The 15,932-nt window shown below is 49.5% G+C and carries 15 protein-coding genes; 2 read left to right on the forward strand and 13 right to left on the reverse strand.

All coding sequences use genetic code 11. From position 1 onward, the window contains the following. Window positions 1-4 precede the first annotated feature (4 nt). Both LKK83_RS18380 and LKK83_RS18385 read right to left on the reverse strand, forming a co-directional pair. Window positions 5-1,543 carry a hypothetical protein gene (locus LKK83_RS18380; RefSeq protein ID WP_324632725.1) on the reverse strand — a complete coding sequence of 513 codons (1,539 nt, stop codon included), beginning with the start codon at window positions 1,541-1,543 and terminating at the stop codon, window positions 5-7. A 123-nt stretch (window positions 1,544-1,666) separates the two neighbouring features. Next, window positions 1,667-2,224: a hypothetical protein gene (locus tag LKK83_RS18385; RefSeq protein ID WP_324632726.1), complete on the reverse strand. Its 558-nt coding sequence runs from the start codon at window positions 2,222-2,224 to the stop codon at window positions 1,667-1,669. A 622-nt stretch (window positions 2,225-2,846) separates the two neighbouring features. On the opposite strand from LKK83_RS18385, the gene LKK83_RS18390 reads away from it, so the two are divergent. Continuing rightward, a complete protein-coding gene (locus LKK83_RS18390) occupies window positions 2,847-3,050 on the forward strand; it encodes a hypothetical protein (protein WP_324632727.1) in 204 nt (67 codons plus the stop codon). Between the two features lie 15 nt (window positions 3,051-3,065). On the opposite strand, the gene LKK83_RS18395 is transcribed toward LKK83_RS18390, so the two are convergent. From LKK83_RS18395 to petH, 3 genes are all read right to left on the reverse strand, one after another. Further along, on the reverse strand, window positions 3,066-3,656 hold the full coding sequence (locus tag LKK83_RS18395; RefSeq protein WP_324632728.1) for a hypothetical protein: 591 nt from the start codon (window positions 3,654-3,656) through the stop codon (window positions 3,066-3,068). Window positions 3,657-3,867: 211 nt separating this feature from the next. After that, entirely contained in the window at window positions 3,868-4,149 is a 282-nt protein-coding gene (locus tag LKK83_RS18400) for a hypothetical protein (protein WP_324632730.1), read from the reverse strand. Window positions 4,150-4,261: 112 nt separating this feature from the next. Beyond that, window positions 4,262-5,485: a ferredoxin--NADP reductase gene (petH, locus tag LKK83_RS18405; RefSeq protein ID WP_324632731.1), complete on the reverse strand. Its 1,224-nt coding sequence runs from the start codon at window positions 5,483-5,485 to the stop codon at window positions 4,262-4,264. Window positions 5,486-6,473: 988 nt separating this feature from the next. On the opposite strand from petH, the gene LKK83_RS18410 reads away from it, so the two are divergent. Next, window positions 6,474-7,481: a phosphoribulokinase gene (locus tag LKK83_RS18410; protein ID WP_324632732.1), complete on the forward strand. Its 1,008-nt coding sequence runs from the start codon at window positions 6,474-6,476 to the stop codon at window positions 7,479-7,481. A gap of 183 nt (window positions 7,482-7,664) precedes the next feature. On the opposite strand, the gene LKK83_RS18415 is transcribed toward LKK83_RS18410, so the two are convergent. The 8 genes from LKK83_RS18415 to LKK83_RS18450 all read right to left on the reverse strand — a co-directional run bounded on the left by LKK83_RS18415 (window position 7,665) and on the right by LKK83_RS18450 (window position 15,754). Next, window positions 7,665-8,720 (reverse strand): ADP-ribosylglycohydrolase family protein, encoded by a 1,056-nt coding sequence (locus tag LKK83_RS18415; RefSeq protein WP_324632733.1) that lies wholly within the window; start codon window positions 8,718-8,720, stop codon window positions 7,665-7,667. A gap of 346 nt (window positions 8,721-9,066) precedes the next feature. Beyond that, on the reverse strand, window positions 9,067-9,375 hold the full coding sequence (locus LKK83_RS18420; protein ID WP_442957333.1) for a hypothetical protein: 309 nt from the start codon (window positions 9,373-9,375) through the stop codon (window positions 9,067-9,069). After that, complete coding sequence (locus LKK83_RS18425) at window positions 9,365-9,913, reverse strand: cyclase family protein (RefSeq protein WP_324632735.1); 549 nt, start codon at window positions 9,911-9,913, stop codon at window positions 9,365-9,367. The genes LKK83_RS18420 and LKK83_RS18425 overlap by 11 nt, the downstream gene beginning before the upstream one ends. Before the next feature lie 190 nt (window positions 9,914-10,103). After that, the gene (locus LKK83_RS18430) at window positions 10,104-10,517 is read right to left on the reverse strand and encodes a 5-methylcytosine restriction system specificity protein McrC (RefSeq protein WP_324632740.1); all 414 of its coding nucleotides are present in this window, start codon (window positions 10,515-10,517) and stop codon (window positions 10,104-10,106) included. 309 nt (window positions 10,518-10,826) lie between these two features. Continuing rightward, window positions 10,827-11,309 (reverse strand): hypothetical protein, encoded by a 483-nt coding sequence (locus tag LKK83_RS18435; protein WP_324632736.1) that lies wholly within the window; start codon window positions 11,307-11,309, stop codon window positions 10,827-10,829. Window positions 11,310-11,773: 464 nt separating this feature from the next. Then, window positions 11,774-12,211, reverse strand: coding sequence for a secondary thiamine-phosphate synthase enzyme YjbQ (locus tag LKK83_RS18440; RefSeq protein ID WP_324632737.1), 438 nt, complete (start codon window positions 12,209-12,211; stop codon window positions 11,774-11,776). A 94-nt stretch (window positions 12,212-12,305) separates the two neighbouring features. After that, window positions 12,306-13,328, reverse strand: coding sequence for an NAD(P)/FAD-dependent oxidoreductase (locus tag LKK83_RS18445; protein WP_324632738.1), 1,023 nt, complete (start codon window positions 13,326-13,328; stop codon window positions 12,306-12,308). 128 nt (window positions 13,329-13,456) lie between these two features. Continuing rightward, window positions 13,457-15,754, reverse strand: a complete 2,298-nt coding sequence (locus tag LKK83_RS18450) for a hypothetical protein (RefSeq protein WP_324632739.1) — start codon at window positions 15,752-15,754, stop codon at window positions 13,457-13,459. Window positions 15,755-15,932 lie beyond the last annotated feature (178 nt).

A 15,932-nucleotide genomic window follows, 5' to 3' on the forward strand; every position in this document is an offset into this window, starting at 1 on the left:
TAGTTTACTTGAAAGAACGATCGTAAAATCGATGCAGCCACTTTTCGACAAATTCTCCGACTTTTTTGCGTTCGGGTTCTAAAGAGACTTCTAAATTGACTTGAATCCAGGCAATCACCGCATCTTTTAATTGGCTACAGGCATTTTTAATCCGTTTTTTGGCAAGGTGAGGAGTTTCGTTCAGCTCTTCTGCAATGTCCTCTACCTCAATCTCTTGGCCGTACAATTGTGTTAAGGCAATTTGGTTGCGATCGCCCAACTTATGCCATCCCGTTTTCAGTACCGGGTCGAGTTGGGTTTGATAGTGCTGCTGCAACCAAGCTACCACATACTCTTCCAACTCCGATACTTTTTTCAAGTCCATCTGCAAATCGGTTTTCACCCATTCAGCAATTCCTTGCAGCAGGTCTCGCTGACACTTTTTGTAACACCGAGAAACGTTAGATTGGTGTAGACTGATTTTCTGACCAATCCGTTTGCCGCTCAAGCCAAATCCATAGCGCAAAAACAAAATCACTCTATTTTTAGGCATTGCCTCAATTTTTTGCAATGATTCTAGCATAATTTTGGTGAAGTATGCCAGATATTTTTCCAGCTCTTTTGAAAAAGATTCTTCCTCGATCGCCTCTAGAGGTTCTTGAGACAGTAAATTTTCGGTCAAGGACAAATTTTCGAGTTGAGAGGGGTTCTCATAGCTATCGAAGTAACAGATTTTGGGCGAAGCTTGCAAAGCGTTTACGCAGGTGCGGATCCAGCTTTCAAATTTCTCTGCCGTCACGGGATGGCGATCGCCTTTTTCTGTTTGCTCGAGATAGTGCCTATTGTAGTAATTCGCCGCTTCTTGATAGTGCTGCGGTTTAGGTTCGCGCCATTCTTTACCGGATTTGCTATACACCTGAAACAAACAGGCTCTAGCATGAAGGCAGGAATCGAGCAAAGAAGGATTCGTGATGCCAAAACTTGTTAAGCCTCGTTGCAGCTTGCGATCGCTAGCCGATTTCAAAGCATACCATTGCGAATACTTGCCCTGACCGGTTTGTGCATGAAAAACTTCTCGAATTTGGCTGGCAAGCTCCAATTGAAAATGTTTTTCTAAGCTGTAAGAGGAATCTGGTTGGTAGCGTTGGTAAAACTGGCATATCTTATCCGTGTCGCTGGTCAAGCACCCGGAAATATAAAGCAATCGGTCGCGAGTTTCTTGAGGAAAATTGGGATTGCGAAACGCATGATAGCGATTGGTCACCGCCCGGTAGCGAGGGCTTTCTAAATAAGCAGCAATATGCTGTCTCGCCAGTTGGCGAACCGGTGGCGGACTGTCCTCGCAATTCCAAAGTTTCAGAAAGTATTCGACGATCGCTTTTTCATCCTTAGATTCGCACCAGCGATGAAATTCCATACTCTGCTGTTGCAAGCATCGGAAATTCGCTTCTAAAGCGCGATCGCTCACCCAACGCGATCCCCCCAATCCAGTTTCGCCTATGAAAGCAAAACTGGAAAACTTTTGGCGTAAATCGTTTCGGGATGGAAGTCGAAGATCGGACATAGGATTGACGTAGTGGTAAAGCATTCCCCAAAAATCGATATCGGTAGATTTTAGCCATTGCAAGCGCTCAACTGAACGCTTATTTATCGTGATAGATGCAATCCCCGATGCTCGAACGATGATTTAAGTTGACGGCAATTTCTCTTGCTTTCGACGCATTAGAGCCGACTCTAAGGCCCTGAGGCTTCCCTGGGGCGCACGTTCCTGAACGAAGAGCAATAGTTTCTCACCTATTTCCAAGTCGTAGGGATCCGTTCCAGTCGCCATCACCGCCTGAATTCGCGGCATAGCCACGCGATCGACCAACTGCACGAAACCACTGAGAATGCGAGAAAACTGCGCTTGGGTAAGGGGTGCGTCTTCCAGGGGCAACTCGATGGATGCTCTAACTTCCCCATCGATCGCGTCGTATTCCCATTTCAGCATTTTGGTACGCCAGGAAAGAGAGAGTAAAGTCCGAAAAATCAATTCCCGGTGGGGATGTTGCGCTACCCCTGACAGGAGGCGCGGCGCGTAAATTTGAAAAAATTTACCCTCCTCGAGCAACTCGATAGTGATGCAGAAGCGTTCCACATGCTGAGCCTTGACCCTGGTGTGGATCCGCGACTGGGAGCGATCGATTTGATACCGCCACTGAACGTTGTCTAGATATTGCGCGATTTGCGCGAGACTCGTCGCCATTGCACTCCTTCCGATTCAACTGACACTGGCGTATTAGGATCGGAGTTGAAAAGTTATGCGCGATTTTGGCCAAAAAAATTTTTTTCCAGGTTTCGTCAGCACCTCAAACCCCTGCAGTATCGAGGTTATAGAATTTTTTTCACGAAAATTATGCAACTCGAGGGGGCAAGGGTTTTCCAATCGCCATTCAAGGGGTGGGGCTTCATTCGTTCAACAAAATCATAGACAGTCTTAGACAAACGTTGACAATTCGCTTTGATGTTATGCGAACCTCGCAAAGTAACGAGAGTGTTCATCGTCTGAGGGGTCAACCCGTTTATGTGGGGGATGGGATTAAAGTCAGTAAGGAAGGTAAAAAAATGCCTGCGGTCAAAAAATTACATTAAGAATCAGAAAATATAACCAAGCCCCACTGGATACGGGGTCATTATTTTGGAGCTATTACTCTACTGCTGGAGGCTGGTTCTTGTTGCTTTGCAGTTCCTGTTAATTTAGAACTACAAGATGGGGTGAAAGTCACTGATGCTCTGCGAAGATTGGGGGAAACGATCGGTAAGTGAATCTCTCGCCTACCCAGCGTTAATTCGTCGGCGATCGCCCCATAGCCATAGCCCCTTATTCTTTGCATCATTCTCTTCCTTGCAACACCCAGTTTAAAAGGCGCTTCGTGCAACAGTTTTCGCCAGCGATCGCCAGCTTTGAGCTGGGGATTTGGGTGAGAAATGAAGCGACGGCTGCTTTGAATGTATTTCTGACCGGATTGAAAACTTTCTCCGATCGCATTGCGGCAATCTATCGGTTAAAAGCCGCTTTAATACAACATTAATTTTTCTATCTTTTTTTACTTCAAATAAATCAACCAGGTATTTTCTTTTTTCTCTATTACAATCCCATCAATCCTATGCAATACATCTAAAAGTGTGACTCCTGGATAGTATGACCGTAATGCACTTCTGATGGGCTGTTTGTATATTCTTGAAAAAGTCTGTGAAAGTTCATCTTTCATGGTATATTCTTTATCTCGATCGCGAGTTAAGAGTTGTACTATATTGTGCAATGCTTCTTTAAAGTCCTCTGGATATTCTAACTGTTTGGGAGTAAAATCAACAGGAATTGAATCTACTGTTTTACGTTTTTTAATGTGATGAGTTTTCTTGAGAGTCTTTTTATTGGTATTTTGCCCTAGGCTTGGGTTAATATTGGCTGATTTTGTATGAGGGAGCCAATCGGTTACAGTGACGTAAAAGTCATTATAATTAGGAGTTCTGCAGATTCTAAAATCAGAATTTGCATAAAAAAACTCTCGGTTTAAATCAAATCCATGCTCCCCACATTTTTGAGCTAACAAAGAATATTTTACCCAAGAATTGCCAGTTTTTTGATATTTTTTCTGTATGAGTTTTTTTATGATACTGACGTTAATCATGGTCATAAGTGAAAGAAAGACTACAAACAGAACAAAACTGTGCCACAGTATGTCTGGAACTGAGGTCTAACCGAAAGAGCGGGTCGATACCCATCTGTACTCTAACACAGTAAACTGGACAAGCGGTTGAGCAATTGGTGAATCCCAGTCACGTATCGAAGGAGACGGTTTTGCTGGGGTTTGCGCTGAAGTTGCAATGGGTGTGGAGTGAAGGGCATTAAATCTTGCGATCGCCCGTAGCGGCGGGAAGTGGTGTTGTTGGAACGCACAGCAACTTAGGGCACAAATCCCCTTTCTGCCTATAAAAGTTAATGATGCTGCGGTTATCTACTTTTTTGTAACCACAGGTCGAAGCCGCACAGCTTATGGGTTGGCAAAAAGGAATCAAATAAGGAAAACGGCGGGTGGTGGAAAAGGCGCGTTCTGCAAGTTTCAAGAGATAGTCTTTGCGCCCATTTTCGCTGGCGATATCCACAACCAGCAGGGTATGAGTACCCACGGGATTCCCATAGTGTTGATGGGTTTAATTCAAACAAATAGAGAGGGGAAGGTCAATGGAGACCTTCCCCTCACGCAGCACTTAAACCAACATTAAGAAAATTGCACTTAACTTAGTAGGTTTCTACGTGCCAGCGATGTTCTTTCTTCATTTGTTTTTGGTAGTCAGCCCAATCAATTCCTTGCTTGGAGGTGACCGCAGACATCCCTTCATCGATGCCGCCTTCCATGCCCTTCAAACCGCAGATGTAGGTGTGGGTATTTGGTTTTTGAATCAGTTGCCACAGTTCTTCGGCATTTTCTGCGATGCGGTCTTGGATGTACATCTTGCCGCCTTGAGCGTTTTTCTGTTCGCGGCTGATGGCATAGGTCAAGCGGAAGTTATCCGGGAATTCTTTTTGTAATTGTTCCAACTCTTCTTGATAGAGGATGTTGGCGGTGTAGGGGATGCCGAAGAACAACCAAGCCAAGCCTTTGAACTTGTAGTCTTCATGTTGTTCTTTAAACATCCGCCATAAGTAAGCGCGGAAGGGAGCAATTCCCGTACCGGTTGCCATCATAATGATGGTGGCATCTTCATCATCAGGGAGCAACATTTCCTTACCCACCGGCCCGGTGATGGTGACATCGGCACCCGCTTCGAGGTTGCACAGGTAAGAGGAGCAAACCCCGTAGATCGTTTCGTTGGTTTCCGGATGCTGGTAGACCAGTTCGCGGACGCACAGGGAGACGGTTTTATCATCTTGATGGTCTCCGTGACGGGTAGAAGCGATCGAGTAGAGGCGCAGTTTATGCGGCTTGCCCTTTTCGTCTTTTCCAGGAGGGATGATGCCGATACTTTGCCCTTCCAGATAGCGCAGATCTCCCTCAGAAAGGTCGAAGATCAAGTGCTGAACTCGGCCACTGCCACCTTCGCGAACCAGAGGTTCGTTACTCAAACATTTACCAATATAGGGTTTTTTTGGCTTGTAGATATTAACGGGAATGTCTTGTTTTTTGGCCTTGGCCTTTTTCGGCTTGGTTTCAGTCATCGGCTTGCTTTTTTCGGCAGGACTGGGGGCCTGTTGTCCGTTAGACTTGGATGACATCTGACCGTTAGCCAACGCATCTTCTAGGGGACGGATGCTGACAATTTGTCCGCCCATGCGAGAGATGCGTCGCATTTCTTGATTCATGCGGTTGTAAGGCACAGTGATAAAGGTGCTTCCACTGCGACGAATTTGGCTATTGGTCGGATCCTGTTCCTCAGTTTGACGCAGACCCACCACTTCATATACAAAAAAGCGGTTACCAAATTCTGTATTGGCTGTAACTCCTACTGTGCTGGGATTGTACATAAAGGTAAAGACTCCGAATGAAATTTACGACTCCTCGGGCAACGCAGACGAGTGGGTTCTCCGTAGTCTTGCAGACGGGTTTTCGGATATGAGAAACCCGAGAACAGGGACTCGTTGTCAGTTGCCCGACAATAAGGATCCGTTCTTGGAGTTAGAACGGAATCTTGAAACTCTATTCTCTAGATTACAGCCCGATGTCCCCGTGCTGACGTTGGTCTCGAGAATTGGGACCGGGAAATCTTGCGGTGTGGACATAGGAAAGCAAGGATTGGCGATCGCGTGGGATCCGTGGGTTTTGGGGATTTGACCTTTTTCTCTGCCCGTGGAATTGTCTCTCTCGGGAAGTTGTTTGCTTGGATAAATTTTCCCTGGCGGGGCAAACCTTCCAGGTCAACGGGCCGCAATTCTGACCAGACCGGCGATCGCTGCCCGGGATCCACAAGCCTTGCCCCCTCGCTTCTGGATCCTCTCAACCTCCAGAAAAAAAACAATTGCCTTTCTGTCACAAGCGATCCCGTTTCAGTGTAGAATTGTCACATACCCACTGTTCGTTCCTCCCACGGCGGGACTGTTCCCCCGAACCCCTTGGCTTTCAACGCCAATGGCTCGGGCTGGCATCGGGATTTTTGACCCCAAACAATCCCCTCTCTATCTCCGTCGCCTCCGTCAGGAGTGCCCCAGTGGACGATCGCCCAGGCGTTGGATCCATTTGCTTTTCAGATAAATCGGAAATTCTCCTCACGGGTGGAGCCAGGGATGCGCCAGTGTTCCAGTTAGAACCCCATTGGACTTTAAACTGCCAAACTAACGCCAACTAAGGGGTTGACCCCACGGGTTCTAGGTGAAGGAGGCGAGAATCTGGGGCAAATTGTTGTGGCAAATGAGTAAATTAACCATCCGTATGTCAATATAGAATAAATTTTATTGTTTTTTAAAACGCAATTAACCGTAGCATAGGTACACAGAGCAATATCGATAGAGGGAATCTATGACCAGTAAGCCGGAAAACGTGGTTTTAATTGGTGTTGCCGGAGACTCTGGATGCGGCAAATCAACATTCCTGCGCCGTCTGAAAGACTTGTTCGGAGAAGAACTGATGACGGTCATCTGTTTGGATGACTACCACAGTTTAGACCGCAAACAGCGCAAACAACAGGGCGTCACAGCCCTCGATCCCAGAGCCAATAACTTCGATTTGATGTACGAACAAATCAAGGCGCTCAAAAACGGTCAGGCGATTGACAAGCCCATCTACAACCACGAAACCGGCGAGATCGATCCACCAGAGCGCATCGAGCCGAATCACATTATCGTGATTGAAGGGCTTCATCCACTGTACGACGAACGGGTACGCTCCTTGGTAGATTACAGCGTCTACCTGGATATCAGTGATGAGGTCAAGATTGCCTGGAAAATCCAACGAGATATGTCAGAACGGGGCCACCGTTACGAAGACGTTCTCGCCGCTATCAACGCCCGTCGCCCAGATTTTAGCGCCTACATCGAACCGCAAAAAGCTCATGCTGATGTGGTCCTGCGGGTGTTACCCACCGAACTGATTCGAGAAGACAAAGAACGCAAGGTTCTGCGCGTTCAGATGATCCAGCGCTATGACGTGCAAGGCATGGAGCCGGTTTATCTGTTTGACGAGGGATCGACGATTCATTGGACCCCCTGCGGACGCAAATTGACTTGCCCCTACCCGGGCATCAAAATGTACTACGGACCGGATGCCTTTGAAGGGCATGAGGTCTCTATCCTGGAAGTAGACGGTCAGTTCGAGAATCTAGAGGAGATGATCTACATCGAAAGTCACCTCAGCAACACCAGTACGAAGTTTTACGGTGAAATGACCGAACTGTTGCTCCAGCACCGCGACTATCCGGGTTCCAACAATGGCACCGGTCTGTTCCAAGTCCTCACGGGTCTGAAGATGCGGGAAAAATATGAAATGCTGACATCTAGCGAAGCCAAAATGGCAACGGCGCAAGTTTGAACTGTCCCGATTAATTCCTTCAAAAAAGCCCACATCTGAATCAGGATGGAGCTAAAAACAGAAACAGCCCGCGAAAGCGGGCTATTTTTTGCTAGGGTTATTGCATGTTAAGAATTGATAATTGAAACTGCCGAGGGGGCTCCGGACCCAAGCTTCTCGCGATCGCCCTGGGCTTTTTTTTGCTCAGTAGGGTGGCAATAAGCGGCGCAATCCGTGCAGGAGGACGACGACTAAGAAAAAAAGATTCCGCAAAATGATTCCATACCATGCCAAGGGATGGGCAGATTCTGGGACAGCGCGATCGCAAGCTATGGCTAATTTTGCACCCAGGGCTTTCATCCAGGAAACGCTTCTGGGCCATTCCCACAGATTGTCCAGCCACTCGGGGGGAATCCCGCGCATCCCGGTACCCGCGCCGATAATGCCACCCACGATCGCCGCGGTGGTGTCCGTGTCGCCGCCACAGCGAACCATCGCGATCGTCCCACCGCGATAATCCTGCTGGTGGGTTAACCAAGCATGGATCGCCACCGGCACCGTATGGTAAACGTAGCCACTCACCCCCTTGCTCAGTCCCAACTGTGAGGCAAAGCGCTCCGTGTCGCCACCCTGGGTAACGCTGTGGCACGCTTGGCGGATGAGTTGCAGGAATTCCCGCGCTTGCGGGGGCAAAATCCCTTCCAAGGTTTGATAGTAGTCCGCTGCCGAAATCGGGGATTGATGGGTAGCAAGATGGGCGGCGATCGCCACCGCCATTGCCCCATATTCGGCTTTCGGATCCGTATGGGTGAGTCTTGTGGATGCCCTCACGAATTCCCTCAGTTTCGGCAAATCCTCGCCGTAACAAACGCCAATAATGGCACTTCTCATCGCCGGACCATTCCCGGCGGAGAACACCCCCGGTTTGGGAAATCCCAACCACAGCTTCACAATCGCCCGTAAAGTCCCCAACCCCACACCGGCAGGCAAAGGAAGCAGCCACCATCGCAACCGCCAAGCCAGCGCCCCGGTGAATCGCCGGACATTCCCCCCCGCAACCAACAGGGATTGTGCCACCATGCAGGTGTGTTCCGTGTCATCGGAAACCATGCCTTTCCCAAAGAAAAAATCGTACTGGTTCAGATGCGGATAAATTCGCTGTAGCCGTCGTTTCGATAACCCTTCCCCGGGGAGTCCCAAAGCGTCCCCCACCGCAGTTCCCAGGATACAGCCGATAATCGATTCGGTTTTTTCGTTCATCGCGGATGCACTCGATAAAGATCTGGCAATTAAAACTCACCCCTAGACAAGCAATCGTCCGCTGAGGCGAACTAATGTTCCGAGATACTCTTGGCAAACCAAATTGGCTAACCTTCCTCTTCACCCCTACTACACCGAAGCGCTACAACCCCTTCGGTTGAGAAGTCCGAGGCGAGGGGTTCGGGCGTCACCCCCCAACCCAATGGGTGGAAAGATTGCCCGATCGAGTCTCGCCTACTGCAGGGTGGTTCGTGAAAAAAAAGTGTTTGCCAGCCGGATTTGCAATGATGCGTCAGTTTTATGCATTTTAAATCGAATCGAACCGAGCGACTGGCAAACGGTTTGCTCACGGCAAAATGGCAAAGACTCTCGCCGGAAAACCGGAACCACCTTTGGGTTTGGGAAAAGTGACCACGGCGATCGCGTCGGCTTGCGGCACCCGATCCAAATTCGCCAGCAATTCGATTTGATAGCGATCGCGCTCGAGGAGACAAGTTTCCAAGGAATAATCATCTTGGCTGGTTGCAATTCCGGGATCCGTATCCGTGGTTTCGTGACCGCTGGCGGTAATCTTTCGCTCTTCATAAAGATAGCTCAGCACCTCCTGACTCCAGCCGGGATAATGGGAAATGCCATTGGCATCTTTATTCGCCATTGCTGCCGGATCGGGCCACCGTTTCGACCAATCCGTTCGCATCACCACTTTCCGCCCCTTCTGGAATTTTTCCATGTTTGGCTTCCCAGGCTTCTACATCTGCCATCGAAATCGTATAATCTGGATTGTTAGCAACTTTTTCGTGAACGTCGATCGCCACCAACGGCATTATCATTTCTTTCAAGTCAATTTCATCGAGGGTGCGTAAACCTCGAATAAAATGCGCCGGGGGATCCACATGGGTGCCCCACTGTCCTACCGGGGAATAGCGGTGGGCAAAAAAGCCGGTGCCCACGGTTCCGACTCCCGGGTCATACCAATAGATGGTTTCCCGTTCTTCGTTGGGAAATCCTTTCCAATGCGGTATTCCTGGCTCAAAGGCGTGGGTGAGGTCAACGAAGGTTTTCTCGTGCAAAATTTGGTAAATTTCGTTGAGGCTGGGTTGCTGTTGTGCAGGGGTAGGAATGACCATCGCTACAATGACGATGAGGATGGCGATCGGGAATGATTGAAAGAAAATTTGGATCGCTTTTCGCATGATGGTTTAACTGCAATAATTTTCCGCGTCAATCTGTCTCAAAATTGTAGTTGCAATTGCGGGTAAAATGGTAATTTGCCTCCTAAAAAATGGCCTACCTTCCCTCGTTCCCAGCCTCCCGTCTGGGAACGACAATACTGAGGCTCCACCTCCGCAAAAAGGCGATCGCAATCATTTGTATCCTTACCGCTCACATAATTAAGGTCGTTAAAAACGCTTGACCCGCTTCTTCCAGGTTGCTATTGAGGGAAAAAGTGAGGCTGCGAATGCGAATATTGCCGATCGCTTCATCGATGGAATGAGACAAGGGTTCGGGATCAACTAAAATAGCCTGTTGGCAATGTTTGGAAACTGCATAGGCGATCGCCTGCTGCATGTCATTGGTGTTGATTTTCCGTTTGTATTTGGTATCTAAAACATAGGTTGCCATTCCGGTCGGTTTGTGATATAATACGATATCGACATTAAAAGATATATTTTTGTCCCGGCCAATATCGATGCGTTCCTGTGCGGTGAGAGAATAGTCCGAGGGTAGATGTAGTTTTAACCATTCGGCGACAAATCGTTCGTAAAGTTTCGCCATATCGACCAGGAAAGGGAGGATCGAGGCATTGCCGGTATGGCAAAATCATACAATGTATTTTCAAGGTTAAGAAGATGGATCGAGGAAAGAAGCGGGCGATTGAAATCACGCCTTGGCGATCGCTAGCGTCAGCCAGCCCGCGACAGCGCTATAGTCCACCGACGCGGACTAATTTTTAACATTTATTCCTCCAGATATACTATTAAAGCCCCTTGGATATGCAGGGACATTTAAAAATAGTCGATCGCCCCCAAAGACTTAAGAACAATTCCAAGGAAGCTCATCGTTACAATTTAACGAGAACCTCCTCAATCTTCTGATGAAACTGAATTACCGCTCAATCAGTTCGATAAAGTTTTGGCGAGTTTGGGAGGGTTCTCGGTTTAAGTCGTACCCCAACTCCCTAGCAAGTTCGCTTCTGGATTGATTTTGTTGGAATTCGCTCACCGATAATCCATGACATATGTCCCAATAGAGCGCATCATAATCCGTTTGAAAACCGGGGGGTAGATTACCAGGGCTGAGGTGAGTTAAAAGGTACTCATCCCCATCAAAATCGACCACCATAGGGCGATAGGTGGAACATAAGACTCGCGTTGGCGCAGACTTAAATATCCATTCGCCTGTGGGTTCGCCCATTCCATAGCGGTAGACTAAAACTTCAGTTTCGTAGAGTTTTTCTCCCTGGGATTCTTGCTGAAGGTTTGTAAACGTGTAGTAACTTTCAATGCACTCTCCCATGCGACAATAGCGAGTTAGAGGGGTGAGATTTTCGTTGACGATCGCCGTTTCCAACGCCTCTCTCCTCATCATTTCGACTTCGGTTATCTCTACATCACCTTTAGGTGCGTTTGAGAATGGCAAACTCATCGATGGGGATAACTTCCTTGTGGGAGAAAATTGAGATGAATTTGCCGCTACATTAGAGGAATTGAAGTGGACTGAAATCGCGGAAATTGCTTGGGTTTGGGTAGATAGGGAAGGGTTAGTGCAGCCAAGGGTCATTCCGAGAACCAATGTCAGGGAGAATCCCCACTGTCGGGTTAAAGGAAACCGCTTCAATGGGCGATCGCTTTGTCTGTTTCGGTGAAAAGGGAAATCCATGTTAAACCTCTTGAGTGTGCAGTCCTTGGATTATAGTCTCCTCTTCAACTGTGAAGGATTCCGGATGAAAGATTGTCAATGACGGTATGGAGTAAATTTGCCTGACATGCAGGGAAACCTCTGTGTAGGTTTGCTCCCAAGGTCAATCGAGATAATATGCATGGAAATTGACCTCATTCCCCACAGATTTGAATCAAAACGTTGCGTTTGCGCGGTCCATCCAACTCGATTAACATCACCGATTGCCAAGTGCCGAGGGCTAAATTTTCCTCGACAATGGGAATGTATTCGCTATTGTTAAGGGTGATTGCCATCAGGTGGGAGTGACCGTTAATCGGTTCGTCGGGAGGAACCACTCGCAGATGCAGGTCGTTATGCAGATATTTGCCATCTGGAGGAGCCAATTTTTCCAGATAGACTTTAATATCTTCGAGCAATCGTTCTTCATACTCGTTCACAAATAAAGCCGTGGTGGTATGTCTAGCAAACACCAAAACGTAACCATTTTTTATCGGGTTTGCGGCTAGTAAGTTTTTAATCTGGGGAGTCAGATTGTGAATGCTGATTCCCGCTTTTGTTTCAACGTCGATAAAGTGGTTGGTGATGTTCATCGGGCTAAATGCTGAACGGATAAAGTGCATGTTGAGGGAAGCACAAGGGAGTGCCTTGTGCTCGTCAGGGGTCTGTTTTTCCCTGCGTTATCTATCATACCCAATCGGGGGCAATGGGAAGCAAGGCGTAAAGGTTTCTTAATTTTTCTACATCGTTTTTAAACCAGTTTTCCACCCATTGAGAGTACCCTTGAATGACGATACCCTCAAACCGTCCGCGATGCAAGATTTGGGAGATAGAATGGGCGGCCATCATTCCGGACATGATGGCTTTTAGCACCCCATGAGAGGATGCGGGGTCGAGTACGGTGGCGGCGTCACCGACGATAAAATAACCCGGTCCGGCGGGGGGATAAACTCGCCGCCAGGTGACATCGGCGGCTGAAAATTTGCCCCAGGGTTGGAGGGAGTGAAATTCGGGGGGCAGCCAATCTTTTTCTATTTTTTCTGGGGTGAAACAGAGGCGAGTCCATTGGTAAAGATTGGGGCGGACTTTTGCGGTCCAGGTCCATCCTTTACGATCGCCAACGATCGCCGGATTTGATTCGCGACTGGGACAGTTTCCTTGGGCATAACCATAGTAGGCAATTAGGCGGGGAGAATACCGATTGATGGGTAACTTTAATTGTTTTGCCAGCCAATGTTTATGCCCGGTGGCATCGATCGCAAATCGCCCGTAAATCGCCCCTTGATTGGTTTCGATACCGATAACGCGATTCTGGCGAACGATGGGCTGCAATGCGCGACAGGGTTGGCGAATTTCTACCCCTAATTCTACACAGCGATCGCGCAACAAGCTATCGAAATCCGCCCGCCATGCCTGAAACCCGCGCCACTCCCCAGATTCATCCGCACCAAATGCCTCGAAACGGCGATCGCCCTCCCATTGTATCCAGTTGCCCGTATGACGGATAAAATCCGCAGATAACAGGCGATCGCCCACCCCTAACTGTTGCAGCAACGGTTCGATTCCCGGGTGCAACGTTTCCCCGGGACGATGGCGGGGAAAGCATTCCGCTTCTGCGATCGTCGGCTGCAACCCTTGTTGCGCCAAGACAATCGCCGCTGCCGCACCTGCCGGACCGCTGCCGATAACGATACAATCCGATTCTTGCATATACTTCACCTCGCGCTGCCGTGGAACTCCCAGAAAAAGATACATAAATTCAGCTTGCAGGAGCCGAATTTATGTATAGTTCGCCCCGGGAAGCGACCGAACGCCCCACGGGGTTGCTTCATTGCTAATTATACTCTTTCCACCTGCCAAGAGCCATCGCCGCGCTGGAGCAGCACCCGGAGTCCGTTGACAAACAGCGTGACCCGTTCTAGCACTTCCACGCGACGCTTGCGGAAATCATCGGCAGGGGTAGACACCGATCCATGTCGATAGACTTCAAAGCGATAAATTTGACCGGTTAAGCGAATCCCGGTGGTCGATTGAGCGGTTTGCAGCTCCTCCTCAGTGCGACTCGCCTCGCGAAACGAAAGCACGCTCCATTGAGCTTTGTCGGAAATAATGCGACCAAACGCCTCTCCTTGTTCTTCCAGAGACATTCCCGGACGAAAATACGCTTCATCTTTAATTCCCAACGCCCGATATACATAGGCCATCATCAGCACCCGCGACTCGTACTCGCGCACATCCACCTGACCGGTGAGCGCCACGGTAAACTCGCTGTTCAAAGCATTTTTCACGTAATCTACGTAATCGATCGCCGAATACTCGACAAACGAGGTGCCGTTTTCGCACACTAACTGCGGTCCGACCACCCCATCCCAGGGTAAATTCCCCACTTGGCCGATTTCCGCATCGGTGAGGGGGCTAACCGTGGGCCAAGAGGGAGCCGGTTCAAAGGTGCGCGCCGCATCGGGAGAAACCGCCGGCCAGAAGGTACTGAGTGCGGCACAGAGTTTGGAATCTTCTGGGAAGGGGCTACCGAGACCGTAGGCGGCGAGATAGTCTACGCCATCCGGGGTGCGATCGAAGCTCACATCCCAGCCCGGAGCGTAGATCCCGGCAGCCGCATCGGTCAAGTGAGACTGGCGACTGCTCCCGGAGCGGTCGAGCTGCATCTGTCGCACAAAGCCCTCCGTCGGCAAGGAGACGATCGCCGTTACGGTGACGTCATTGGCGCGAAAATCCACATTCTGCAAGGCCAAATTCGGCGGCATTCGCTCATCCGAGAGGGTTTCTGGCGGCACCCGCCAAATGCTCTCCTGCAGGGTTTCCGGCACCGACTGCTCCCACCAATCCATCAACTGGCGCTGATCGCAGGTAGGGAAATAATCCGGCGCACTCACTAGGGAATATGCCGGCACCCGCCGGGGCAACTCCACCGCCAATTCCGGACATAAGGCTTCGATCGCTCCATCTGCGGTAAAATCGAGATAGTGTAGCGCATTGTATCCGCCATTGGCAACCTGCTGCACCACATCCGGGCGCTCGTTCAAGTCTTGGCGATCGCCATTGGCTAAAATTTGATGGCGGGCGTGAACGTATTCCGGCGCGTGACGCGCCTCGTTATCCGCCGGAATCAACAAACTGGAAGAAAGGGTCATCCCATAATTTTCTGGCACTTTAAACGTGAGCGGGTTCCCTTGATATTCCGCCGGTTCCACCAGTCGCGGATGGGCGATCGGAACCAGCACGCCGGTGCCATACTCCGGATTTTCCGCCCATTGCGCAATCCCCTCGCTAAACACAAACGGCGAATTGCTGATATCCGGTTCTCCCCATCCGGTATCGAACCCATTGCGCTGCAGTTCTAGATGAATGCGGCGTAATTTTTCGTTGATGTGGTTCGCTTCCAGGGTAACGCTTAAATCGCGATCGCGGATGCATTCGGTTCCGTCAAATAGCTTGTGCAACGGAAACCAGAACAATCGGCGATCGTCCCCTTCCCGAAAACGCATCGGACGATATCCGAACTGATTTCCCCGGCGAATTACCGCAATATACGCACTATAGCGTGCCGGAATCACCCGAAAGGCTTTCTGGTTGTCATCCACAAAGGGTAAAAATCCGCGATTTTTGGCATTGTATAGCGGTTCCGCCGTGCCCACCCGGGCGACTCCCGTGCGCGAAAAGCACACATCCGCATGCTTGCGGTGCGGCGTTTCGGCGGCGGGGCGATACTCCGAAGCAAATACCGCGATCGCCAGCGGAGCGTATTTTGCCCGCACTCGCAACTCCACAATCGACGGCGCTTGCACCCCATACAGGTAATTTTCCACCGTATCCAGTTCCGCCAACGTGGGAAACTCGGTCAATTCATTGCCATCCGCCCCCATCACCACATTCGGCGAAGCGAAAGCGTGAAATAATAAACTGCGCGCCGGGGATCCCGGTTCGATCGCCCGTAACCCCTCAAAGGCAAAATCTTCAAATCCTTTTATCCGGCGGTTGATATTGCGAAGCGGTTTGCTCAGCTCTCGTTCCAAGTTCTCCGCCGCGATATCCAACCCATGCTGCAGCAGCAATTCTCGCCATCCATGCGGGGCGAGGCGATCGCAAATTTGTTTGACGTCATCAATTAAAGCCATAGCAGATTCCCGGTTCAATTTTGATTATTATAGAGCGAGATCGGTGCAATTGAATCATTTACCCATCGGACTTTTCCCCCTTCCCCCTCCCCTCACTCCTCGGAGAGTCTCCCACCCCCGACTCCAGGAATTAAACTCACTCCCTTTTCCCCTTTATAAAACTCCCCAAACCCCTTGA

It is taken from the genome of Phormidium sp. CCY1219 (genome assembly GCF_035615515.1).
GTDB lineage: Bacteria > Cyanobacteriota > Cyanobacteriia > Cyanobacteriales > Laspinemataceae > CCY1219.

What these genes read in the sequence shown, in the direction of transcription:
- LKK83_RS18445 (WP_324632738.1), bottom strand. Translation starts at nt 13,328, where the DNA reads ATGCAAGAATCGGATTGTATCGTTATCGGCAGCGGTCCGGCAGGTGCG.
- LKK83_RS18450 (WP_324632739.1), bottom strand. Translation starts at nt 15,754, where the DNA reads ATGGCTTTAATTGATGACGTCAAACAAATTTGCGATCGCCTCGCCCCG.
- LKK83_RS18420 (WP_442957333.1), bottom strand. Translation starts at nt 9,375, where the DNA reads ATGGCGAATAAAGATGCCAATGGCATTTCCCATTATCCCGGCTGGAGT.
- LKK83_RS18385 (WP_324632726.1), bottom strand. Translation starts at nt 2,224, where the DNA reads ATGGCGACGAGTCTCGCGCAAATCGCGCAATATCTAGACAACGTTCAG.
- petH (WP_324632731.1), bottom strand. Translation starts at nt 5,485, where the DNA reads ATGTACAATCCCAGCACAGTAGGAGTTACAGCCAATACAGAATTTGGT.
- LKK83_RS18435 (WP_324632736.1), bottom strand. Translation starts at nt 11,309, where the DNA reads ATGATGAGGAGAGAGGCGTTGGAAACGGCGATCGTCAACGAAAATCTC.
- LKK83_RS18415 (WP_324632733.1), bottom strand. Translation starts at nt 8,720, where the DNA reads ATGAACGAAAAAACCGAATCGATTATCGGCTGTATCCTGGGAACTGCG.
- LKK83_RS18380 (WP_324632725.1), bottom strand. Translation starts at nt 1,543, where the DNA reads ATGTCCGATCTTCGACTTCCATCCCGAAACGATTTACGCCAAAAGTTT.
- LKK83_RS18425 (WP_324632735.1), bottom strand. Translation starts at nt 9,913, where the DNA reads ATGCGAAAAGCGATCCAAATTTTCTTTCAATCATTCCCGATCGCCATC.
- LKK83_RS18440 (WP_324632737.1), bottom strand. Translation starts at nt 12,211, where the DNA reads ATGAACATCACCAACCACTTTATCGACGTTGAAACAAAAGCGGGAATC.
- LKK83_RS18410 (WP_324632732.1), top strand. Translation starts at nt 6,474, where the DNA reads ATGACCAGTAAGCCGGAAAACGTGGTTTTAATTGGTGTTGCCGGAGAC.
- LKK83_RS18395 (WP_324632728.1), bottom strand. Translation starts at nt 3,656, where the DNA reads ATGACCATGATTAACGTCAGTATCATAAAAAAACTCATACAGAAAAAA.